Here is a 21,835-nt window from a genome sequence, read left to right on the forward strand (position 1 = left end):
ATGGATCCAAAAGAAAGGATAAAGGAATTGAGAGAAAAAATAAATTATCACAATTACAAATATTACGTTTTGGACCAACCAGAGATTTCAGACTATGAGTACGACATGCTGATGAGAGAACTTATAGAATTAGAAGAAAAATATCCAGAACTTAAAACTCCAGACTCTCCATCCCAAAGGGTAGGTGGGGAGCCTTTAAAAGAATTTGAGCCTTTTACCCATATAGTTCCAATGCTGAGTTTGGCTAATGCTTTTTCTGAAGGAGAGCTTAAAGATTTTGACAGAAGAGTAAGAGAGGCAGTGGGAGATGTAGAGTACGTAGTAGAATTAAAAATTGACGGCTTATCTGTGGAACTAATTTATGAAAATGGCATATTTACTGTGGGGTCTACAAGGGGAGACGGGATTACAGGAGAAAATGTCACACCAAATTTAAAAACTATAAAGTCAATTCCTTTAAGGCTTAAGGACAATGTAAGCCTTGTTGTAAGGGGAGAGGTTTTTATGCCTCGCGCTTCTTTTGAAAGATTAAATACAGAAAGAGAAAAATTAGGGGAAAGCCTTTTTGCAAATCCTAGAAATGCCGCAGCAGGTTCTTTAAGGCAATTAGACCCTAAAGTGACTGCGAAAAGGGATTTGGACATTTTTATTTTTAACCTTCAAAGGGTTGAGGGTAGAAAATTTAAAACTCACGTCGAGACATTAGAATTTTTAAAAGAACAAGGGTTTAAAGTAATACCCATTCACAAAAAATGTAGCAATATAGATGAAGTAATAAGAGAAATAGAAGAAATAAGAAATTTAAAAGATAAACTGCCTTATGATATTGATGGAGCAGTAGTAAAGGTAAATGACCTTGAAAAGAGGGAGATTTTAGGTCAGACTGCAAAGGAACCAAGATGGGCTATTGCTTTTAAATATCCTGCAGAGAGGAAAAAAACAAAAGTTTTGGACATAATAGTTCAAGTAGGAAGAACCGGAGCTTTGACTCCTACAGCTATATTGGAGCCAGTGCCCATCTCAGGTTCTGTTGTAAGCCGAGCAACCCTTCACAATGAGGACTACATAAAAGAGAAAGACATAAGGATAGGAGATACAGTAATAATTCAAAAAGCGGGAGAAATCATTCCTGAAGTAGTAGAAGTGATAAAAGAAGAGAGGACTGGACAAGAAAGAGAATTTGTAATGCCAGATAGATGCCCCGTTTGTGGTGCTTTAGCTGTAAGGCTTCCCGGAGAAGCCGTAAGGCGTTGTACCAGCGTTAACTGTCCTGCTCAGCTTTTAAGAGGTATTATCCATTTTGCTTCTAAAGATGCAATGGACATAGAAGGGTTGGGACCAGCCATAATAAATCAGCTTTTGTCAAATGGGCTAATTCACAACATAGCAGATTTGTATTATCTTAAATACGAAGATTTAATACAATTAGAAAGAATGGGCGACAAATCTGTTAAAAATTTATTAAATGCTATTGAAGAAAGCAAAACAAGGGATTTAGATAGATTGCTCTTTGGCTTGGGTATAAACTTAATAGGCAGTAAAGCTGCCCAAGTGATCGCGGAGCATTTTAAGACAATAGACGATATTATGAAGGCAAAATTTGAAGATTTTACAAAGTTGCCTGACGTAGGACCTAAGATGGCAAGAAGTATAGTTTCCTTTTTTGCAGAAAAACAAAATGTAGAGACAATTGAAAAACTTAAAAAGGCTGGAGTAAACATGAAAAAACTTTCAAAAGAAAAAGTAAGCAGCATATTTGAAGGGAAAACTTTTGTTTTGACAGGGGCGTTGGGAAATTACACAAGAGAAGAAGCTACCAGAATAATTGAAGAAAGAGGTGGAAAAGTTACAAATTCAGTAAGTAAAAAAACGGACTATGTATTAGTAGGGAAGGATCCTGGTTCTAAACTTAAAAAAGCTCAAGAATTGGGAATAGAGATAATTGATGAAAAACAATTTGAAGAAATGCTAAAAGGTGAAAATATTTAAAAACTCCATCCTTCAAAAAATATGTTTTTGTGGTAAACTATAAGAGGTGGACAATAATAAAGGAAAGGTGTGATAGCATGGCTATTAGTAGGAGTGAAGTTGAGCATGTGGCTAAACTAGCCCGTCTCAAATTTTCGCAAGAGGAAATAGAAGAGTTTACAGTGCAACTGAGTAAAATTATCGACTATGTAAACAAATTAAACGAATTGGACACTGAAAATGTAGAGCCTACAGCTCATATAGTGCCAATCCATAACGTATTTAGAGAAGACGAAGTAAAGCCTTCAATGGGCAGAGACAAAATATTGATGAATGCACCTTATAAAGAGAACGGATGCTTTAAAGTGCCTAAGATAATAGAATGAGGAGGTACATAAATGGAATTATATAGTTTGACAATTCACGAACTTAGAGAACTTCTAAAAAAGAGAGAAGTCAGTGCTTTGGAAGTGACAAAATCCTATCTTGAAAGAATAAAAGAAGTAGAACCTAAAATAGATGCTCTTATCACAATTACAGAGGATTTTGCCTTGCAAAAGGCAAAAGAGGCAGATGAGAAAATCAAAAAAGGAGAAGACACGGCCCTTACAGGCATTCCTGTGATAATAAAGGACAACATTTCTACTGAGGGAATAAAAACCACTTGTTCTTCTAAGATGCTAGAAAACTATATTCCTCCCTATAATGCTACAGTAGTGGAAAAATTATTAGAAGAAGGAGCGGTGATTTTAGGAAAATCCAATTTAGATGAATTTGCAATGGGCTCTTCTACAGAAAATTCCGCTTTTAAAACTACAAAAAATCCGTGGGACTTATCCCGTGTTCCAGGAGGGTCTTCTGGTGGTTCTGCAGCAGCTATAGCAGCAGATGAAGCGGCTTTTGCCTTGGGTTCAGATACAGGTGGTTCTATAAGACAACCAGCTTCTCTATGTGGTGTAGTAGGGATGAAACCTACTTATGGATTGGTGTCAAGATATGGACTTGTAGCTTTTGCTTCCTCCCTTGACCAGATTGGGCCCTTTACAAAAGATGTTACGGACTGTGCTATTGTATTAAATACAATTATAGGGCATGACCCAAAAGACTCCACCTCTTTAAAAATAGACAAGCCTGATTACACTTCTTATCTCAAAGAAGATATTAAAGGCTTGAGGATAGGAGTGGCTAAAGAATTTTTTGGCGAGGGAATAGAAGAAGGAGTAAAAGAAACTGTACAAGAATCTATAAAAGTTTTACAAGACTTAGGTGCAGAAATCATAGATATATCTATTCCTTATGTAGAATATGCTCTTCCAGCTTATTATATAATCGCTTCGGCAGAGGCTAGTTCTAACCTTGCAAGGTATGATGGTATAAGATACGGCCATATTGCAGAAAAATATGAAGATTTAATTGATATGTACATGGTTACGAGAAGTGAAGGATTTGGAAAAGAAGTAAAGAGAAGGATAATGCTAGGGACTTACGCTTTAAGTTCGGGCTATTACGATGCCTATTACAAAAAAGCATTAAAGGTCAGAACTCTCATTAAAAATGACTTTGAAAAAGCCTTTGAAAAATGTGATGTAATAGTAGGTCCAACGAGTCCTACTGTAGCTTTTAAAATTGGAGAAAGGGCAAATGACCCGTTAGCCATGTACTTAGCAGATATATACACTGTATCGGTTAACATAGCGGGGCTTCCTGGAATATCCATACCTTGTGGTCTTTCAGATGGCTTACCTGTTGGACTTCAGATAATTGGCAGACATTTTGATGAAGGGAAAATATTAAATGTCGCTTATGCCTTTGAACAAGCTAACAAATTTAATGCTAAACCACAGGCCATAGGAGGTGCAAAATAATGAAGTACGAAGCAGTGATTGGCTTAGAGGTCCATGCCGAACTTTTGACAGAGAGCAAAATTTTTTGTAGCTGTACTACCAAATTTGGCGGAGAACCTAATACCCACGTATGCCCTGTATGTCTTGGGCTTCCTGGGACTTTACCAGTTTTAAATAAAAAAGTTGTAGAATATGCTGTAAGAGCGGGACTTGCTTTAAACTGCACAATTGCAAACTTCAGCAAGATGGACAGAAAAAACTATTTTTACCCTGATTTGCCTAAAGCTTATCAGATTTCTCAATATGACCTTCCCTTGTGCAGCAACGGATATGTAGAAATTGAAGTAGATGGTAAGGTGAAGAAAATAGGGATAAAGAGAATACACATTGAAGAAGATGCGGGAAAGTTGCTACATGAAAATACAGATGGCTCTTTAGTGGATTACAACCGTGCAGGGGTTCCTCTCATTGAAATAGTTTCTGAACCAGATATATCTACACCTGAAGAAGCTTATCAATACTTAACAAAATTAAAGAGCATTTTAGAGTATACCGAAGTTTCTGACTGCAAAATGCAGGAAGGTTCTTTAAGGGTTGACACAAATGTGTCTATGAGGCCTGTGGGAAGTACTGACTTAGGGACAAAGATAGAGCTTAAAAATTTAAACTCCTTTAGAGCCGTTCAAAAGGCGTTGGAGTATGAAATAAAAAGGCAAATGAAGGTTTTAGAAGAAGGCGGAACAATAGTACAAGAGACAAGAAGATGGAATGAGGCAAAAGGAATTACTGAGCCTATGAGGACAAAAGAGGAAGCTCATGATTATAGGTATTTCCCTGAACCGGATTTAGTTCCAATAATTGTAACAGATGAGTGGAAAGAAGAGATTAGAAAGTCTTTGCCTGAAATGCCACACCGCAAGAGAGAAAGATTTATTGCTGAGTACGGCTTGCCTGAATATGATGCCAAAATTATAACTTCTTCAAAGAAAATGGCGGACTTTTTTGAAAAGTGTGCTCTCGAGTATGATTCTCCAAAGACTGTAAGCAATTGGCTTATGGGAGAATTTTCTCGCCTCATGAATGAGACAGGGAAAGAAATAGACGAAGTACCCGTAACACCGCAAATGTTAGTAAAATTACTTAAATTAATTGATAATGGTGTGATAAGCGGATCCATTGCGAAAACTGTTTTTGAAGAAATGTTTGGTACAGGGAAAGAGCCAGAAGTAATAGTAGAAGAAAAAGGTTTGAAACAGATAGCTAATGAGGACGAATTGAGAGAAATTATCAAAAAAGTCATAGCTGAAAATCCTAAGTCAGTAGAGGATTACAAAAATGGCAAAGAAAAGGCAATGGGCTTTTTGGTAGGGCAAGTTATGAAGGCGACCAAAGGAAAAGCAAATCCGCAGCTTACTAATCAAATTTTGAAAGAAGAATTGTCTAAATAAATAGTCTACGCTAAGTGTAGGCTAAGATTAATAATAAGCTCCACTTTTTATACATTTAAAAGTGGGGCTTGATTTATATTACTCACTTTGTGAACAAATTTTTCAGCATTTTGCTGTTATTTTTTTGCTTTTATATAATATGCACAATTGATATTTGAATTTTCATCGCTGACTTTGTTTTTATCGATATAATCATCAATTAATCCATTGATTTTGTTCATCTGTGAAAGATTAGATAAAATACACTTTCCTTCTTTTTGGTAAATACAATCGGCTGTGCAATTTATATTAGTCACAAGTGCCACCTCCCTTTTTTATTTTTCCTAAAACTCAAAAAACTAATCCATTTAACCGATACAGTATATGTAATTACTAATAAAGTTAAAAAATTGTAATGAGTTTGTAATCATTTTGTAATATTAATGTATTATGATATATTTAAAGTCGAATTTTTTCAAAAAAAGGGGGGTTTTTAGTGAAAAAAATAGTATTATTTGTTGCAATAGTTGTAGCAATTTTAGCCTCCTACAGTATGGCCTTCGCTTATAAAAATACTATCTTAGTAGATGGAAAACCTTTTTATTACAATATTCCAGATGTCACAATTAAAATAGATGGTCAAAATTTCGATACAGGTAAGACCCCACCTTTAATTTTAAAAGCCAGCACATTAATTCCTGTGAGGGTGATCTCAGAAAAAGGATTTGGAGCTAAAGTAGAGTGGGATGATAAAACCAAGACGGTTACTATAACAAAAGATAAAACAGTTAAATTAACTATTGGAAGTGATATTGCTTTAGTAGATGGAAAAGAAGTTAAATTGATAGCTCCTGCAAGAATAATAGAAATTAGTAAAGAGGGATATACATATATTCCTTTTAGATTTTTATTTGAGACTTTTGGTTATAAAGTAGAATGGGACCAAAAAAATTATCAAATAAATACTACTTCTTTTGATGTTGGGACAAGCTATGTAACAGGGATAAGTTTTACAAAAGAAGGTGATTATGATAAAGTTATAATTAATGCTGATGCAGAACATTTTAATACTCAAAGAGTAGGGGATAATAAAATAGTTGTAGACATATCAGATGCTGTTCTTAAAATGCCAGATGGCAATAAAGCTGGTCAAATACCAGTAGAAGGAAATGTTATAACGGCTATAAGGTATTCACAGTATAACAACGACACAGTGAGGGTGGTGGCAGATACTACTAGCAAAACGGATTATTCTGTAAAAATAGTCGATAAAAATATTATAATGTTGGTTATAAAGTCTAAGGCGGATACAGTGCCTCTTATTTACATAGATCCTGGTCATGGGGGAAGTGACCCTGGTGCGATAGGAGTAGGTGGCTTAAGAGAATCTGACGTAGTTTTAGGGATCGCTCTTAAACTAAATAGCCTTCTCACAAAAGGTGGATTTAGAACAATGATGTCTAGAGATTCTGATGTATTTGTAGACCTTATTACTAGGTCACAAGAAGCGAACAATGCGGGAGCTGACATATTTATAAGTATACATACTAATGCTTTTGGAACTCCAACTCCTAAAGGCACAGAAATATGGTATTATCCAAATGGATACAAAGGAGATACGAGAGACAACAAGACCTTTGCTCAAATTATCTATAACAACTTAATGAAAGAGATAAATACGGTAGATAGGGGACTTAAAGAAGGTCCTAGTTTGTCAGTGCTAAACAAGACAAAAATGCCAGCAATACTTATTGAGACAGCTTTTATAACGAATCCTGATGATGCAGCCTTGCTTCAAGATGATGCCTTCCAATGGAAAGTAGCTCAAGGAATATATAACGGTATTGTAGAGTATTTTAAAAAATTAAAAGAGGGATCTATTTCTACCACTGTTTCTAATTCTGTATATAATACAAATAACAATCCATAATTTATCTGGTTTTTTAAACCAGATTTTTTTGTTTTTATGTTCTTGTAAAATATTAATAAAGGTTTTAAAATAATATTGTAGAATAAAAACAATGAGAGGATAAATTAACATTAAACTATTTTTATGAAATGAAAGGGTTGAAGAAATGAATAGAATTGATGGAAGGGAATTTAATGAGCTGAGACCTATAAAAATTACAAGAAATTTTAATAAATTTGCAGAAGGTTCTGTGCTAATTGAAATGGGGGAGACAAAAGTCATTTGTACAGCTTCTATTGAGGATAAAGTACCTCCATTCCAAAAAGGTACAGGTAAGGGTTGGATAACTAGTGAGTATGGTATGTTGCCAAGAGCAACTGAAACGAGAAATCCAAGAGAAGTAACTAAAGGAAGACCTAGTGGAAGGACTATGGAAATACAGCGGCTTATAGGCCGTTCTTTAAGGTCTGTAGTAGATTTGGAGGTGTTAGGAGAAAAAACTATTTGGATAGATTGCGATGTTATCCAAGCGGATGGAGGTACAAGAACAGCTTCTATTACAGGTTCATTTATAGCATTGGCAGATGCACTTAACAAATTGGTAGAAAAAGGCGATATTCCTAAGATTCCTTTAAAAGGTTTTGTTGCAGCTGTAAGTGTAGGCATTGTAGATGGAAATAAGCTTTTAGATTTATCCTTTCAGGAAGATTCGAATGCATTAGTAGATATGAATGTAGTTATGACAGACAAAGGAGAAATTGTAGAAATACAGGGAACAGGTGAAGGTGGACCATTTACAAAGCAAAATTTGTCAGACCTTTTAAGCCTTGCAGAATATGGGATTGAACAGATTATCAAAATTCAAAAAGAAGTTCTTTATGATATTGTCGATAAAATAGGAGTTGATTCAGTTGAAAATAATAATAGCAACCAACAATCCTCATAAAACTGAAGAAATAAAAAATTTTTTTAAAGGCTATCCTGTTGAAATTTATTCCATGGCAGACTTGGGCATAAAAGAAGATATAAAAGAGACAGGAAATACGATTGAAGAAAATGCTCTTATCAAGGCTCGCTTTTTAAAAGAAAAAGTTGATGGAATTGTTATAGCCGATGATACAGGGTTGTTTGTGGAGTATTTAAATGGGCAACCTGGAGTATATTCTGCAAGATTTGCTGGTGAAAATGCTACATATGAAGATAACAACAAAAAATTATTAAAGCTATTAGAGGGCGTTCCTTACGAAAAAAGGAAAGCCTATTTTAAGACAGTGATAGCAGTGGTAGAAAGAGAAAAAGAAACTTTATTAGAAGGTAAATTAGAAGGGTATATTTTAGATCGTCATCGAGGAAAAAATGGTTTTGGATACGATCCGATTTTTTACGTTGATGATTTAGGGAAAACTTTGGCAGAACTTACTATGGAAGAAAAGAATAAGATAAGTCACAGAGCTAATGCTCTTGTGAAATTGAAAAATTACATTTTACAACGTTTGGGGGAAAAATAAATGGTTTTAGCTGTAATTAGTGATACACATGGTATATTTACACTAGTTAGAAAAAAATTGCGGGAGCTTAAGGGAATAGATTATCTTATTCATTTAGGAGATAATGCTTCAGACGCCGCTCAACTATCTCAAGAGTTTGGTATTCCGTTGGAGTATGTTAAAGGAAATTGTGATTTTCCTACAAAAGACGAATTGGAGAAAGTAATTGAAATAGAAGGCAAAAAAATCCTGTTGACTCATGGACACCGATATTACGTGAAGTATGAGTATCAAACGATTTTAGATAGAGGAAAAGAATTGGGAGTAAATGCGGTATTTTTTGGGCATACACATATTCCTATGATTTCAAAACATGAAGATATTTTACTTTTAAATCCCGGCAGTCCTTCTTTGCCACGAGAAGGTGCGAAAAGAACAATAGCATTAGTGACAATTGATATTAGCGGGATATTCCCAAGATTGGTGAATTTAGAAGAAGCTTCAGTGATAAAAGAAGCTTAGAAAGGCGTAAAAGGAAAAGTTACTCTTTTTATGTCTTTTATACAATTTAATCTACGAAAATTTTTTACTGGAGGTGTTGACAAAGATAGGGGCATCTGATATAATCTAAAACTGTCAGACGAATTGAGAAACAAGCGAGGAAAATTAAATTAAGTTGATTATATGCGGGTGTAGCTCAATGGTAGAGCCCCAGCCTTCCAAGCTGGTTACGTGGGTTCGATTCCCATCACCCGCTCCATATGCGCCTGTAGCTCAGTTGGATAGAGCAACGGCCTTCTAAGCCGTGTGTCGGGAGTTCGAATCTCTCCAGGCGCACCATTTATTGTGTGGTGGATATAGTTCAGTTGGTTAGAGCGCCAGATTGTGGCTCTGGAGGTCGTGGGTTCGAGTCCCACTATCCACCCCATGTTGGGATGTAGCCAAGCGGTAAGGCACCAGACTTTGACTCTGGCATTCGTAGGTTCGAATCCTACCATCCCAGCCAATTATCAGATAATTATATGACCCATTAGCTCAGGAGGTAGAGCACCTGCCTTTTAAGCAGGGTGTCCCGCGTTCGAGTCGCGGATGGGTCACCAGTTTTAAAGGAAAAAATGAGGTTTTGAATTTGGGCGGGAGTGGCGGAATTGGCAGACGCGCTAGATTCAGGTTCTAGTGCCTAAAGTGGCATATGGGTTCAAGTCCCTTCTCCCGCACCATAAAGATGCGGACATAGCTCAGTTGGTAGAGCATCACCTTGCCAAGGTGAGGGTCGCGAGTTCGAGTCTCGTTGTCCGCTCCATTAATTTTTATAGGCGCCCTTAGCTCAGCTGGATAGAGTGACAGGCTTCGAACCTGGAGGTCGTAGGTTCAAATCCTACAGGGCGCACCAGTTGGAAGCTAAGCTAACAAGTTAAAATAATAAGGATATTTCAATAACAATTCAAAAAATAAATTAATAAACAATTCAAAAAATAAATTAATAAATGTAACGTGCGCCATTAGCTCAGTTGGTAGAGCAGCTGACTCTTAATCAGCGGGTCCGGGGTTCGAGTCCCTGATGGCGCACCAGTTTTTAAGATTTAAAAACTGAATTTGGTCGCAAAATGGTCACATAAAAAATAATAGTTGCATAGCAAATGTGACTATTCCAGTGTGTTGACAAAGCAAAATTTAAGCCCCTGTTTTCCTAGTCCCGAAAACAGGGGCTGTATATATCTGGATAAAATTTTCTTTAAAACTCCAAATAATGGATAAAAGTTTAAAATACATAAAGGGTTTATGCCCTTCATCCATAATCATGTTGCCATTTTCTTTAAATTCATGGCAACAAAAACAAGCATCGCTTGCATGGACAGTTTTTCTTTCCCTCTTAACGTCTCCATTGCAAACCATGTTTCTCTTTCATATCTACAAATACTCTCTCTATTGCCTCTTTCTTTCTTGCATATACTTCTCTATTGTATGGTGTATGCCCTAAATGTTCTGCTTCTTCTACATATTCTTCCCATACATTACTAAATATCCTTTTTGTGTAATCTTTACTCGCTGTACATTTGTTCCTTAATGAACAGTTCTTATATTTTTCTGGATTTGATTTGTATTCTCTATATCCTTTTCTGTTAGTCGTAACATATGTTAATATATTTCATTATATTCGTCATATATTAAATGCAATAGAATTTCATTTTTATGATAGCGACGAAAATGAACAATACAAACAGGACATCAAAAAAGTAAAAAAGGGTTATTATGATTTATTAACGCAAAAACGAGAGATAGAAAATTACATTCATAAGGAAATCATTGAAAAAGAAGTTAGGATAGATTTAAGACATGTTAAGGATTGAAATTCTGAAGATATTCCCAAAAAATCCTAAATAAATTTCCACACATAGATGAAAGAGGTATAAAATTAAGAGTCTGTTGTGAATGTTCTGGAAAAATAACTAAGAAGCATCTTGAGGAATTAGAAGCTTGGGAAGAAAAGTATAGTCTATCTTCAGGCTTAACTTTAATAAAGATTTTTTGTTGTTGACAAATACTTTATTTCAGAAAGATAATAAAAATAAGATATGCATTTTAAAATTATATATTTAATTTAATTTAAATAGAAACATAAGCTACTTGTATGTTTAATAGAGACAGCTTATAATATATTTCATTATTGGAGGTGGCATTAGTGAAAAGGATTGATGCTGTTTATCAAAAACTTAAAGAGCTTGATAAGGGACCAGGCGTAAGTGCATCTGAAATTGCAAATTCCCTTGGGCTTAGCAGAGCTAATGTCAGTAGCGATCTTAATAAACTGTGTAAGGAAGGTAAAGCAGTTAAATTAGGCACAAAGCCTGTGCTTTTTAAACCAATTCAGGAAATTTCTCAGAAAAGTGAAAGGACTTCTCTTGATAAATTTCTAGAAAAAAATCCGAGTCTCTTTTCTGCTATCGAACAGGGTAAAGCTGCAATCCTATATCCTCCAAATGGAATGCATATATTGCTTGTGGGAGAAACCGGCGTTGGAAAATCTATGTTTGCGGAACTTATTTATAAGTATGCAATAGAGATGAATAGATTTGATCAAAATTCTCCTTTTGTAGTTTTTAACTGTGCTGAATATGCTAATAATCCACAACTTCTTGTAAGTCAATTGTTTGGTGCTAAAAAAGGAGCTTATACCGGAGCGGATTTTGATAAAATAGGACTCGTTGAAAAAGCAGATGGCGGTATACTTTTTCTCGACGAGGTTCACAGACTTCCTCCCGAGGGGCAGGAAATGTTTTTTACTTTTCTGGACAAGGGCATTTTCAGAAGACTTGGTGAAACCGATTTAGAAAGGAGTGCTAATGTTTTAATTATTGCTGCTACTACCGAAAATCCGGAATCGGCTCTACTTAAAACATTTACGAGAAGAATTCCTATGATAATCCATTTGCCGAGCCTCAGGGAAAGGAGCATTGAAGAAAGATTCAATCTTATTTGCCAGTTTATGAGAGAAGAATCAAATAAGCTAGGCAGGCCGATCAGGGTGTCGATTAATTCCATGAGGGCGTTTTTAGGCTATAATTGTCCTAATAATATCGGACAACTAAAAACGGATATTCAACTTGTATGTGCAAAAGCTTATGCAGATTTTGTTTCAAATAAAAAAGAGAATATCCAAATAGACTGGATCGATTTGCCTTCGCATATAAAAGAAGGCTTGTATATGGAAACAGAACACCGTCAAGTCTGGAATAAATTATTAGACATCAATAAAAGGTATTTTATATTCGATAAAAGTAGTGAAGAGAATATATTTTTTATTAATCAGGATAGCGATGGTAAAAATATATATGAAATGATAGATATTAAAATGCATGAGCTAAAAAGCAGAGGACTCAGTGGCGAAGAACTTGATAAGGAAATAGAGAGGGATATAAAAACGTACTTTGAAAAGTATTTTTACGATGTTAGTAAGACTATTGATGTTTCCGATATTGAAAATGTTGTCGGTGCTGAAATCGTTCGAGCTGTAGAAGAGATAATAAAGTTTTCGGAAAAAAGGCTAAATAAGGTATTGAGCAAAGAGATGTACTATGCCATGGCAGTTCATATATATACTGCAATTGAACGAATCAAAAGAAATAGGAAGATTGTGAATCCACAGCTTAATAAAATAAGAACCGAATATAGCGAGGAGTTTAATATAGCTCTTGACTGCCTGAAAATAATAGAGCGGGTATTGGATGTATCTATGCCCATTGACGAAGCCGGATTTCTTGCGATGTTTTTCGCTTACGATGGCAGAGAAATAAAAGAACAGAAGAAGAATAATGTAAAAATAATTGTCATTGCGCATGGTGCATCGACCGCCACATCCATGGTAGAAACTGCAAACAGTCTTCTCGGAACCAAATATGCGATAGGAATTGATGCTCCACTTAATGAAAAGCCTCAACAAGTAGTTTCAAGGTTAAAGACATATCTTCGAGAAAACGGAATAAAATCCGATATTCTGTTTTTAGTGGATATGGGTTCATTGACAACATTTGGAGAAGAAATCGAAAAGGAGTTTGGCATTAAGACAAAAACAATTCCTCTTGTAAGCACCTTGCATGTAATAGAAGCGACCAGAAAGGCGATGATGGGCCATTCCCTTGAAGAAGTATATGAAGAAACGTTGAATGTTAATACCTTTTTAGAAGAAGAAAGGGCAAGTAGTAAAACCGTCGGTGAAATAAAAGAAAAACTTGCCATAGTTGCAATATGTACAACTGGAGAGGGAAGTGCTGTTGCGATAAAAAATGTTCTTGTGCAGCATCTTAACTATGACAACAACATCTTTGAAATTATACCGATAAATCTTGTTGGAAGTGAGAGCATATATACAAGATTGAGAAATATAGAAAAAGAAAGAAGGATTTTATGCATTGTCAGTTCATTCAGGATAGATACCAGCGTACCTCAATATGGGTTACATGAAGTGTTAAGTTTGGAAGCTATTAAGCCAATACAAAGACTTATAGATATTGAAAATACTTATATAAAGATGGGTGACACTTTAGAAAATCAGTTAAAAAATATTAACAGCAAGTACGTTTTACAGGACATAAAAATGTTTATTAATGCTATTGAAAATGAATTAAATATTAAAGTAAATACAAATGCCTTAATTGGAATAGCCTTGCATGTAGCTTGTATGATAGACAGGTTGAAGGGTGGCGGATCTGTTGACGAATTTATGAATAAAGAAAGCTATATTTCAGAAAATTATGAACTTTACAACATAGTTAAGAAGGCGTGTGAGATTTTAAATAAGAAATATGACATTAACATTTCAGATGATGAGATTTGTTACATTATGACCTTTTTCAATTATAAAAATATACTTAAGTAATCATTTAATTTAGTATAATTTTGGGTGCGGCTGAAATGCCGCATTTTTTATTAGTTACGTGATGTGTTTTGACATGATATTTGCATATTTAATATTTTGAAAACACAACAATAATCACTATAAGAAAGGATGTTGTAAATGGAGTACGAAGAAATTGTAATGCAAATTATTGTAAGCGGAGGCAATGCTAGAACCCATGCAATGACTGCCATTCAATATGCGAAGGCAGGGAATATAGCTGAGGCGAGAAAGGAGATTGAGAAAGCATGTGAAGAACTAAATAAAGCACATGAGGTACAAACAAAGCTTATACAGGATGAGGCAGCCGGAAACGCGAGAGAAGTTACACTTCTTATGGTACATGCTCAGGACCACCTTATGAATGCTATGACAGTAAAAGACTTAGCCCAAGAATTTATTGACATGTACGAAAGGCAATTAAAGCTTGAAAGTGTTTTGGCACAATAATTGCATGATATATTAGCAAGAAAACACATTATTTATTAGTGAGGAGGCAATACAATGAAGAAAATTACACTAATATGTGCTGCAGGAATGTCGACAAGCTTGATGGTTACAAAGATGAAAGAGGCAGCAAAAAAGTTAGGAGAGGAGGTTGAGATAAGGGCTACATCAGAAAGCAAATTTAAGCAGTACGAAAACGATACGGACATTTTACTTTTAGGTCCTCAGGTGGGTTTCTTGGTGGGAAAGTATAAGCAGATGTATGAGCCTAGAGGCATCAAGGTTGAAGTGATAGACAGTGTGGATTACGGGATGATGAACGGGGAAAAAGTCCTGAAAAAGGTATTGGAAATTTAATTAATTGAAATTGGTAGAAGGAGGAATATCTTATGGTTCAAATAAACAAAATTCAAAACAGTTTACAAAGAATTGCCTATAACATTCAGCATAATATTTACATTAACGCTGTTTCTAACGGCTTAACTGCCATTCTTCCAATAATCATGATAGGAGCTATAAGCAGCCTGTTGAATTCGATGAATGTGGCGCCGTATCAGGAATTGTTAAAAAACCTGGGTATAAAACCGTATTTATCCATTATTGGGCAGGTGACCACGGACTTTATAGCCCTTTATGCTGTTGCGGCAATTTCGTATAAGCTAGCAGAAAGTTTGAACGTGGAAGGATTTACTCCGAGCATCCTGGCACTAATGAGCTTCTTGATACTGACTCCCTTTGGAAATACGAAAGAAATCGGAAATTACCTGCCGACGAACTGGACTGGTGCGACCGGACTTTTCGTTGCCATTTTATTGGGGTTAATCGTAACGAGAATGTATGCCTTTATAGTAAGCAGGGGTTGGACTATAAAAATGCCCGATGGGGTTCCGGAAACGGTAACACAATCTTTTATGGCTCTCCTACCTGGTTTTATTATAACCGCCATGATGCTCATTATTAGAGTTATATTCGCCCATACGTCCTTTGAAAATGTTCATTCATTTATATTTAAGATCGTACAAATGCCACTTCAAAATATCGGAAACACCTGGGCAGCGATGGTGATAGGAATTCTTGCGATACAATTGCTGTGGTTTTTCGGAATCCACGGAACACTGGCCATCGGTGTATCCATAATAAAGCCCATATGGTTGGCTCTGGATTTACAAAACTTGCAGTTTTTCGAGGCCGGCATGAGAGGTCCGAATATTGTAGGCTGGAGTTTTTATATGGCATTCATAAACCTTGGCGGCGCGGGGGCGATGCTCGGGATAGCGTTCCTACTATTGAGGGCGAAATCACAGCGGTATAGGACGCTAGGTAAATTAGCTCTAGCTCCTGCACTGTGTTGTATAAATGAACCCCTTATTTTCGGACTTCCGGTAGTAATGAACCCGATATTCTTTATACCTTTCTTGATAACTCCAGTAGTTATAGCTTTGTTAGCATATTTCCTAATAGCGGTGGGCGTTTTACCAACCGTTTCAGGCGTTACGGTTCCGCTAGGGACTCCGGTGATTTTATCGGGATTCATCGTCGGTGGGTGGCGCGCCGCATTCTATCAGGTGGTGGCTACCGTGATTTCGGCCCTTATGTATTGGCCGTTTTTCAGGTTAGTGGACAAGCAAGCCTACGAACAGGAAAAAGCGGCTTACAATCAATGAGGTTTTTAAGGAGGAAAAAATCGATGGTTAAAAGGCTTATCGATTGCACCAAAAGCGACTTCGAAAAAATGAAGGCACCGGAATTAAAAATAGCCATTTATAAATCCGAAGGCAGAGTAATAATGGCGCAACACCTCGTCATGGTGGGAGAGGGAATAATTAAAGGAGTTACGAATGCCGAAATAGAGGCAGCCTTCGGAGCTGATATGATCTTATTGAACACTTATCACCCTAATGGAGAAAACGGTAATCCCGGCCTGCAGGGTATGACGCTTATGGAGTTGAAAAAGCTCATAAATAGGCCTATAGGAGTATACCTCGGGTGTACCGGCAAAGGGAAGGAATTGCCGAAGAGCTTGGGGCCGGCGGCTACTCCCGAGAATATCAAGTTATGTTTGGAACAAGGTGCGGATTTTATAGTATTGGGAGGGAATCCGGGGAGCGGAACATCCATAGATGCGATAATAGAAGCCACAAAAATGGCAAAGGAGATAATACGGGATAAAGCTCTCCTGTTTGCTGGCAAATGGGAAGATGGAGTGGAAGAAAAGGTTTTGGGCGATCCCTTAGCCAAAAGACCGGCAAAGGAAGTTATAAAAGAGTTGATAGATGCCGGGGCTGATGTGATAAACTTTCCGGCACCTGGTTCGAGGCACGGAATATCCGTAAATATGATAAGAGAATGCGTCGAATTCGTTCACTCGTATAAGCCCGGAACTTTGGCTATGACCTTTTTGGATAGCTCCGTTGAAAGTGCTGATGTGGATACAATAAGGCACATAGCCCTTAAAATGAAGGAGACGGGGGCGGATATCCACGCGATAGGTGATGGCGGGTATGCCGGTTGCACTCTGCCGGAAAACATATACCAGCTGTCCTTGACCATAAGGGGCAGAAGGTTCACGATTAAGAGGATGGCGGCAAACAACAGGTGAAAATTTGAGTATCCTGATACAGGTAGCTAAAAGGGGAAAATGTCATGAAAAAGATTTTGTGTCCTTCGATGATGTGTGCTAATTACGACTATTTAAAAGAAGAAGTTATCAATTTGGACAGGGCAGGAGCTGATATTTTCCATATCGATGTAATGGATGGTATATTCGTTCCCAATTTTGGAATGGGATTGCAGGATATACAGTGCATAAGGAAAAACACAAAAAAGCCAATCGATGTGCATTTAATGATAATAAACCCCGAAAATTATGTAGAATTATTTTCCGAGTTAGGAGCGGATATAATTTATATACATCCTGAAGCTGGTGGACACCCTGCGAGAACCCTGGAAAAAATAAGGGCGCTAAATAAGTTTCGCGGAATAGCGATAAATCCCGGTACATCGATAGAGACGGTCATTGAACTTTTGGCCCTTGTCGATTACGTGCTGGTTATGACGGTAAATCCCGGTTTTGCTGGTCAAAGGTATTTGGATTTTGTAAATCAAAAAATAAAAAAGCTTGTTCTGCTAAAAAAAGACTACGGATATAAAATAATGGTGGATGGAGCCATATCACCGGAAAGGATAAATGAACTTTCAAAGTGGGGAGTGGACGGATTTATCCTCGGAACTTCTTCGCTTTTCGGTAAAAATGAGGATTACAAGGATATTTTGGAAAGATTAAAAAAATAGCGGAGGTTTTAAAAATGAGAATTGGTATAGGGAACGACCATGTAGGATACGCACTAAAATTGGAAATAGCCGAGCACCTGAAAAAACTCGGTCATGAAGTGGTGGATTTTGGACACCACAGCACAGAAAGAACGGATTATCCTATCTATGCAAAGATGGTAGCCGACGCGGTGACCGAAAAGAAAGTCGATTGCGGCATTCTAATATGCGGCACCGGTGTGGGCATGGCCATCGCCGCCAATAAGGTGGGTGGTATAAGGGCGGTCGTATGTAGCGAACCTTATTCGGCAAAACTTTCAAAGCAGCACAACAATACCAATATCCTAACATTAGGTGCCCGGGTGGTTGGGAGTGAATTGGCAAAAATGATAGTCGAAGAATGGCTCGGAGCTGAATATGAAGCGGGCCGCCATGCAAGGAGATTGGAGATGATAGAGGAGATGGAAAAAAGACAAAGGTAACAAAAAAGGAGAGTGGCATTTTCGCGGCACTCCTTGTTTTTCGTAATAATTTGAGGATTGGAGTGAGGGATGTGAAATTAAAAGGTTTCAAAGAGGGATTTTTATGGGGAGCTTCCACTTCGGCATATCAGGTAGAGGGAGCATGGAATGAAGACGGAAAAGGTCCCTCAGTTATTGATATGAAAAAATATCCAGAAGGGACATCGGATTTCAAAGTAGCAAGTGATCATTACCATCGTTACAAAGAAGATATTGCATTATTCGCAGAAATGGGATTAAAAGCCTATCGATTTTCTATCGCTTGGACGCGCATTTATCCAAATGGAATAGGGGAGATCAATCAAAAAGGCATTGATTTTTATAATAATCTTATAAATGAATTGCTGTCCTATAATATCGAACCTATCGTTACCATGTATCATTTTGATCTACCTTATGCTTTGCAACAAAAGGGAGGATGGTCAAATAGAGAAACTATCGATGCATTTGAAAATTATGCAAGAACATTATTTAAATACTTTGGAGATCGAGTAAAGTACTGGTTAACTATTAATGAACAGAATATGATGATTTTGCACGGTTCAGCCATTGGCACTCTAGATCCTAATATGAAAAATCCTCAAAAAGAATTATACCAACAAAATCATCATATGTTTTTGGCTCAAGCAAAAGCAATAAATTTATGTCACGAAATGTGTCCAAATGCGAAAATTGGGCCAGCGCCGAATATTGCTTATGTTTATCCAGCCTCTTCCAAACCAGAAGATATCTTAGCAGCACAAAATTTTTCATCAATTCGAAATTGGTTATATTTGGACATGCCAGTATTTGGGCGTTATAATAGTGTTGCATGGAGCTATATGGAGGAAGAAGGATGTACACCAACTATTCAAGAAGGTGATATGGAAATATTAGAATCTGCAAAACCAGATTTTATTGCCTTTAATTATTACTCAACGGTGACAGTAGCGCAAAATAGCAGTAATGATTCTGTTGAAAATTCAATTGGAGACCAGCAAATTACTATTGGAGAACCCGGCTTTTACCGTGGAGTTGCAAATCCATACTTAGGAAAAACACAATTTGGTTGGGAAATCGATCCGATAGGTTTCCGCATTACATTACGCGAATTAAATGACCGATACCATCTTCCATTGTTGGTAACTGAAAATGGTTTAGGAGCTTATGACAAGTTAGAAGAAGGTGATATTATTAACGATGATTATCGGATTGAATTCTTACGTAAGCATATAGAACAAGCACGGTTGGCTATTTCTGATGGAGTGAATTTAATAGGATATTGCCCTTGGTCAGCAATTGACCTTGTCAGTACACATCAAGGATTTAGCAAGCGTTATGGTTTTATATATGTCAACAGAGATGAATTTGATTTAAAAGACTTAAGAAGAATAAAGAAGAAGAGCTTTTATTGGTATAAAAATGTTATTAAATCAAATGGACAAGAACTTTAGTTTTTTTGTCTATTGCTTAAAATTGAAGGCTTGATATTAAAGGATGCAAAATAGAAAAGTTGAAATACCAAACTATATTTTAAGTTCAAATAGCATTGCATTAGGAAGTAAATTAAATAAAAAATTAATATAAGTTACTGAAGTATTAGAGCAGATATTTAATTAAATTTCCCTGAAAAATGAACTTTTCAAGCTCATTCCAGAAGTTCTTTGCTGTATTTTTTCGGCTAGCAAGTCTGCACCTACTTTTCAGAATATTTATTCTATAAATTCTACTAATCCAGCTCTATAGCTTTGTAATTGCCTGAATGTGGTTTTATGTTTTGACTGCTACAGCTACTGTAATTGTAGACTAGCAAACGTGAGACAAAAATATGTTAAAAGTCAGGGAACCTTGATAATTTTAACCCCCTGACTTTTAATATTATTAGTATACGCCGATTATTAACATTCACGTAGTAGTAAAGGATGTCCTTATGATAATGGATGTATAGAATCCTTTCATGTTTCTTTAAAAAGGAAGAAGTAAATTTAGCTACTTACTATGATTTTGATACTGCCAGGTTTGCTATATTCGAGTATACTGAATTCTGGTATGATAGGAAAAGACTACATAGTAGTATAGGATATATGACTCCGTACCAATTTGAGAATTTGATTAAAAAATCAGCATAAAAATTTCGAGTTTTTGTGTCTACTATATTGACATAAATTTACTAAAGAAGTGCTTAAATAAAAGTACGAAAAACTCAATATATCTTATAAATGTAAATAAAAAGTTTTTTAGCTCCTACTAATTTAGAATAAAAATTTAAATAATTTATAAAAAAATAGAAGATTATTTAGAAAAAAACAACTAGTTACCGTTTAAAATAAACAAATATAAAAGTTGAATATATAATTCTAATTATGGTAAAGTATGTATATACAAATGATAAAATATTATCAACCTATAATATCAATAAGAGATTGTTCGAACTTAATTATTAGATTTTCCACATAAAACCGATGTCGCCCAGTCTTAGTTAACAGTTTTTAATAGAATAAAAGTGCTGGTAGTGGCATATTGCTGATGATACAAATAACGTAGAAATGTCACAGATGGAGTGCGAAAAAATTATTGCAATCTTTTGCATTTTATGGTATAAATAATTTAGACAATTTAAGAAAAACTAAATATAACAAATGCTAGGGGAGCCCGAAAAGGGCTGAGAGGGGATTCGTTCCCGACCCTTTGAACCTGTCAGGGTAATGCCTGCGTAGGGAAGCATGATTTTTAAAACATTTGAAAAATGCTCACCACACAGGTGGGCTTATTTTATTATTTGGAGGTGTGTTTATGAAATTAGCTCTCACTATTGCCGGTTCTGACTCTGGGGGAGGAGCAGGTATACAGGCAGATTTAAAGACTTTTTCAGCCCATGGAGTATACGGCATGAGTGTCATTACTTCAATAACAGCGCAAAACACCATGGGAGTTTTGGGGATTGAGGATATAAGCCCTGATATGGTGTATTTGCAGATGAAGGCAATTTTTGAGGATTTATATCCGAATGCAGTGAAGATAGGTATGGTGTCTAATGAAGACATAATTAAAATGGTTGCAAAAGGGCTAAAAGATTACAATGTAAAAAATGTTGTGCTGGACCCTGTTATGATTTCAAAAAGTGGAAGCTATTTATTGAAGCCGGAAGCAGTAGAGGCTTTGAAAAAGGAATTGATTCCTTTAAGCCTTGTAGTTACTCCAAATCTTATGGAAGCGGGAGAATTAGTTGGAAAAGAAATTAAAAATGTATTGGATATGAAGGAAGCGGCCAAAAAAATTCTAGATTTTGGTGCAAAAACAGTGGTAGTAAAAGGTGGACATCTTACAGGAGATGCTTTAGATGTATTTTACGATGGAAAAGAGTTTTATGAAATTACCTCAGAAAGAATCGATACTAAAAACACTCATGGTACAGGCTGTACATTTTCCTCAGCTATAGCTGCCAATATCGCTTTAGGCTATGATTTAGTTGAGTCAATAAAAAGAGCGAAGACATACATTACAGGGGCCATAAAACATTCGTTAGCTATAGGGCAGGGAGTAGGTCCTACTAATCATTTTTGGAATATAGAAATAAGGATGGTGTGA

General features: G+C 36.2%; 19 protein-coding genes, 9 tRNA genes, 1 pseudogene and 1 riboswitch. Of the genes and pseudogenes, 27 read left to right on the forward strand and 2 right to left on the reverse strand.

Features of this window, described 5'->3' with window-relative positions; translation table 11 throughout:
• The 4 genes from ligA (at position 1) to gatB (ending at position 5,260) form a co-directional block, all read left to right on the forward strand.
• Positions 1–1,989 (forward strand): NAD-dependent DNA ligase LigA, encoded by a 1,989-nt coding sequence (gene ligA / locus TMATH_RS03230; protein WP_013149962.1) that lies wholly within the window; start codon positions 1–3, stop codon positions 1,987–1,989.
• A 77-nt stretch (positions 1,990–2,066) separates the two neighbouring features.
• Positions 2,067–2,354 (forward strand): Asp-tRNA(Asn)/Glu-tRNA(Gln) amidotransferase subunit GatC, encoded by a 288-nt coding sequence (gene gatC / locus TMATH_RS03235; RefSeq protein ID WP_012994710.1) that lies wholly within the window; start codon positions 2,067–2,069, stop codon positions 2,352–2,354.
• Between the two features lie 12 nt (positions 2,355–2,366).
• Complete coding sequence (gene gatA, locus TMATH_RS03240; RefSeq protein WP_013149963.1) at positions 2,367–3,833, forward strand: Asp-tRNA(Asn)/Glu-tRNA(Gln) amidotransferase subunit GatA; 1,467 nt, start codon at positions 2,367–2,369, stop codon at positions 3,831–3,833.
• Positions 3,833–5,260 carry an Asp-tRNA(Asn)/Glu-tRNA(Gln) amidotransferase subunit GatB gene (gene gatB / locus TMATH_RS03245; RefSeq protein ID WP_013149964.1) on the forward strand — a complete coding sequence of 476 codons (1,428 nt, stop codon included), beginning with the start codon at positions 3,833–3,835 and terminating at the stop codon, positions 5,258–5,260. The genes gatA and gatB overlap by 1 nt, the downstream gene beginning before the upstream one ends.
• A gap of 116 nt (positions 5,261–5,376) precedes the next feature.
• Here the strand turns inward: gatB and TMATH_RS03250 are convergent, their stop codons facing one another.
• Entirely contained in the window at positions 5,377–5,556 is a 180-nt protein-coding gene (locus TMATH_RS03250; RefSeq protein ID WP_013149965.1) for a hypothetical protein, read from the reverse strand.
• A 179-nt stretch (positions 5,557–5,735) separates the two neighbouring features.
• Between TMATH_RS03250 and TMATH_RS03255 the strand changes: the two genes are divergently transcribed.
• The 13 genes from TMATH_RS03255 (at position 5,736) to TMATH_RS03315 (ending at position 10,207) form a co-directional block, all read left to right on the forward strand.
• A complete protein-coding gene (locus TMATH_RS03255) occupies positions 5,736–7,169 on the forward strand; it encodes an N-acetylmuramoyl-L-alanine amidase family protein (RefSeq protein ID WP_013149966.1) in 1,434 nt (477 codons plus the stop codon).
• A 145-nt stretch (positions 7,170–7,314) separates the two neighbouring features.
• A complete protein-coding gene (rph, locus tag TMATH_RS03260; protein WP_013149967.1) occupies positions 7,315–8,094 on the forward strand; it encodes a ribonuclease PH in 780 nt (259 codons plus the stop codon).
• Positions 8,060–8,656 carry an XTP/dITP diphosphatase gene (locus TMATH_RS03265; RefSeq protein ID WP_013149968.1) on the forward strand — a complete coding sequence of 199 codons (597 nt, stop codon included), beginning with the start codon at positions 8,060–8,062 and terminating at the stop codon, positions 8,654–8,656. The genes rph and TMATH_RS03265 overlap by 35 nt, the downstream gene beginning before the upstream one ends.
• A complete protein-coding gene (locus tag TMATH_RS03270; protein WP_003868188.1) occupies positions 8,657–9,157 on the forward strand; it encodes a metallophosphoesterase in 501 nt (166 codons plus the stop codon).
• Between the two features lie 164 nt (positions 9,158–9,321).
• A tRNA-Gly gene (locus tag TMATH_RS03275) sits at positions 9,322–9,395 on the forward strand.
• A gap of 3 nt (positions 9,396–9,398) precedes the next feature.
• Positions 9,399–9,475: transfer RNA gene (locus TMATH_RS03280), tRNA-Arg, on the forward strand.
• 11 nt (positions 9,476–9,486) lie between these two features.
• Positions 9,487–9,563, forward strand: a tRNA-His gene (locus TMATH_RS03285).
• Positions 9,564–9,566: 3 nt separating this feature from the next.
• Positions 9,567–9,641: transfer RNA gene (locus tag TMATH_RS03290), tRNA-Gln, on the forward strand.
• Between the two features lie 18 nt (positions 9,642–9,659).
• Positions 9,660–9,735 (forward strand) — tRNA-Lys (locus tag TMATH_RS03295).
• 33 nt (positions 9,736–9,768) lie between these two features.
• A tRNA-Leu gene (locus tag TMATH_RS03300) sits at positions 9,769–9,855 on the forward strand.
• 7 nt (positions 9,856–9,862) lie between these two features.
• Positions 9,863–9,938 (forward strand) — tRNA-Gly (locus TMATH_RS03305).
• Between the two features lie 13 nt (positions 9,939–9,951).
• A tRNA-Arg gene (locus TMATH_RS03310) sits at positions 9,952–10,028 on the forward strand.
• A gap of 103 nt (positions 10,029–10,131) precedes the next feature.
• Positions 10,132–10,207, forward strand: a tRNA-Lys gene (locus tag TMATH_RS03315).
• Between the two features lie 74 nt (positions 10,208–10,281).
• Here TMATH_RS03315 and TMATH_RS11865 read toward each other — a convergent pair.
• Positions 10,282–10,781: pseudogene (locus tag TMATH_RS11865) on the reverse strand (transposase); the annotation flags it as partial.
• A gap of 537 nt (positions 10,782–11,318) precedes the next feature.
• Between TMATH_RS11865 and TMATH_RS03330 the strand changes: the two are divergent.
• The 10 genes from TMATH_RS03330 to thiD all read left to right on the forward strand — a co-directional run bounded on the left by TMATH_RS03330 (position 11,319) and on the right by thiD (position 21,835).
• On the forward strand, positions 11,319–14,012 hold the full coding sequence (locus tag TMATH_RS03330; RefSeq protein ID WP_013149970.1) for a sigma-54-dependent transcriptional regulator: 2,694 nt from the start codon (positions 11,319–11,321) through the stop codon (positions 14,010–14,012).
• Positions 14,013–14,150: 138 nt separating this feature from the next.
• Positions 14,151–14,480, forward strand: coding sequence for a PTS lactose/cellobiose transporter subunit IIA (locus TMATH_RS03335; RefSeq protein WP_013149971.1), 330 nt, complete (start codon positions 14,151–14,153; stop codon positions 14,478–14,480).
• A 54-nt stretch (positions 14,481–14,534) separates the two neighbouring features.
• Positions 14,535–14,834 carry a PTS sugar transporter subunit IIB gene (locus TMATH_RS03340; RefSeq protein ID WP_013149972.1) on the forward strand — a complete coding sequence of 100 codons (300 nt, stop codon included), beginning with the start codon at positions 14,535–14,537 and terminating at the stop codon, positions 14,832–14,834.
• A 32-nt stretch (positions 14,835–14,866) separates the two neighbouring features.
• Positions 14,867–16,141, forward strand: coding sequence for a PTS sugar transporter subunit IIC (locus TMATH_RS03345; RefSeq protein ID WP_013149973.1), 1,275 nt, complete (start codon positions 14,867–14,869; stop codon positions 16,139–16,141).
• Between the two features lie 23 nt (positions 16,142–16,164).
• Positions 16,165–17,076: a DUF7916 family protein gene (locus TMATH_RS03350; RefSeq protein ID WP_013149974.1), complete on the forward strand. Its 912-nt coding sequence runs from the start codon at positions 16,165–16,167 to the stop codon at positions 17,074–17,076.
• Positions 17,077–17,120: 44 nt separating this feature from the next.
• A complete protein-coding gene (locus tag TMATH_RS03355) occupies positions 17,121–17,768 on the forward strand; it encodes a ribulose-phosphate 3-epimerase (RefSeq protein ID WP_013149975.1) in 648 nt (215 codons plus the stop codon).
• Positions 17,769–17,782: 14 nt separating this feature from the next.
• Positions 17,783–18,229 carry a ribose 5-phosphate isomerase B gene (gene rpiB / locus TMATH_RS03360; RefSeq protein WP_013149976.1) on the forward strand — a complete coding sequence of 149 codons (447 nt, stop codon included), beginning with the start codon at positions 17,783–17,785 and terminating at the stop codon, positions 18,227–18,229.
• A gap of 71 nt (positions 18,230–18,300) precedes the next feature.
• Entirely contained in the window at positions 18,301–19,701 is a 1,401-nt protein-coding gene (locus TMATH_RS03365) for a glycoside hydrolase family 1 protein (RefSeq protein WP_013149977.1), read from the forward strand.
• 486 nt (positions 19,702–20,187) lie between these two features.
• Positions 20,188–20,376 carry an IS3 family transposase gene (locus tag TMATH_RS12460; protein ID WP_041591633.1) on the forward strand — a complete coding sequence of 63 codons (189 nt, stop codon included), beginning with the start codon at positions 20,188–20,190 and terminating at the stop codon, positions 20,374–20,376.
• A gap of 505 nt (positions 20,377–20,881) precedes the next feature.
• Positions 20,882–20,984: riboswitch (TPP riboswitch) on the forward strand.
• A gap of 56 nt (positions 20,985–21,040) precedes the next feature.
• Entirely contained in the window at positions 21,041–21,835 is a 795-nt protein-coding gene (gene thiD, locus TMATH_RS03375; RefSeq protein WP_013149978.1) for a bifunctional hydroxymethylpyrimidine kinase/phosphomethylpyrimidine kinase, read from the forward strand.

Origin of the sequence: Thermoanaerobacter mathranii subsp. mathranii str. A3 (genome assembly GCF_000092965.1) — a bacterium.
GTDB classification, from domain to species: Bacteria; Bacillota; Thermoanaerobacteria; order Thermoanaerobacterales; family Thermoanaerobacteraceae; genus Thermoanaerobacter; species Thermoanaerobacter thermocopriae.

Bases quoted from the DNA above. Each gene is read 5' to 3' on its own strand.
- ligA (WP_013149962.1), top strand. From the start codon at position 1: ATGGATCCAAAAGAAAGGATAAAGGAATTGAGAGAAAAAATAAATTAT.
- gatC (WP_012994710.1), top strand. From the start codon at position 2,067: ATGGCTATTAGTAGGAGTGAAGTTGAGCATGTGGCTAAACTAGCCCGT.
- gatA (WP_013149963.1), top strand. From the start codon at position 2,367: ATGGAATTATATAGTTTGACAATTCACGAACTTAGAGAACTTCTAAAA.
- gatB (WP_013149964.1), top strand. From the start codon at position 3,833: ATGAAGTACGAAGCAGTGATTGGCTTAGAGGTCCATGCCGAACTTTTG.
- rph (WP_013149967.1), top strand. From the start codon at position 7,315: ATGAATAGAATTGATGGAAGGGAATTTAATGAGCTGAGACCTATAAAA.
- TMATH_RS03270 (WP_003868188.1), top strand. From the start codon at position 8,657: ATGGTTTTAGCTGTAATTAGTGATACACATGGTATATTTACACTAGTT.
- TMATH_RS03335 (WP_013149971.1), top strand. From the start codon at position 14,151: ATGGAGTACGAAGAAATTGTAATGCAAATTATTGTAAGCGGAGGCAAT.
- TMATH_RS03340 (WP_013149972.1), top strand. From the start codon at position 14,535: ATGAAGAAAATTACACTAATATGTGCTGCAGGAATGTCGACAAGCTTG.
- TMATH_RS03345 (WP_013149973.1), top strand. From the start codon at position 14,867: ATGGTTCAAATAAACAAAATTCAAAACAGTTTACAAAGAATTGCCTAT.
- TMATH_RS03350 (WP_013149974.1), top strand. From the start codon at position 16,165: ATGGTTAAAAGGCTTATCGATTGCACCAAAAGCGACTTCGAAAAAATG.
- TMATH_RS03355 (WP_013149975.1), top strand. From the start codon at position 17,121: ATGAAAAAGATTTTGTGTCCTTCGATGATGTGTGCTAATTACGACTAT.
- rpiB (WP_013149976.1), top strand. From the start codon at position 17,783: ATGAGAATTGGTATAGGGAACGACCATGTAGGATACGCACTAAAATTG.
- TMATH_RS12460 (WP_041591633.1), top strand. From the start codon at position 20,188: ATGTATAGAATCCTTTCATGTTTCTTTAAAAAGGAAGAAGTAAATTTA.
- thiD (WP_013149978.1), top strand. From the start codon at position 21,041: ATGAAATTAGCTCTCACTATTGCCGGTTCTGACTCTGGGGGAGGAGCA.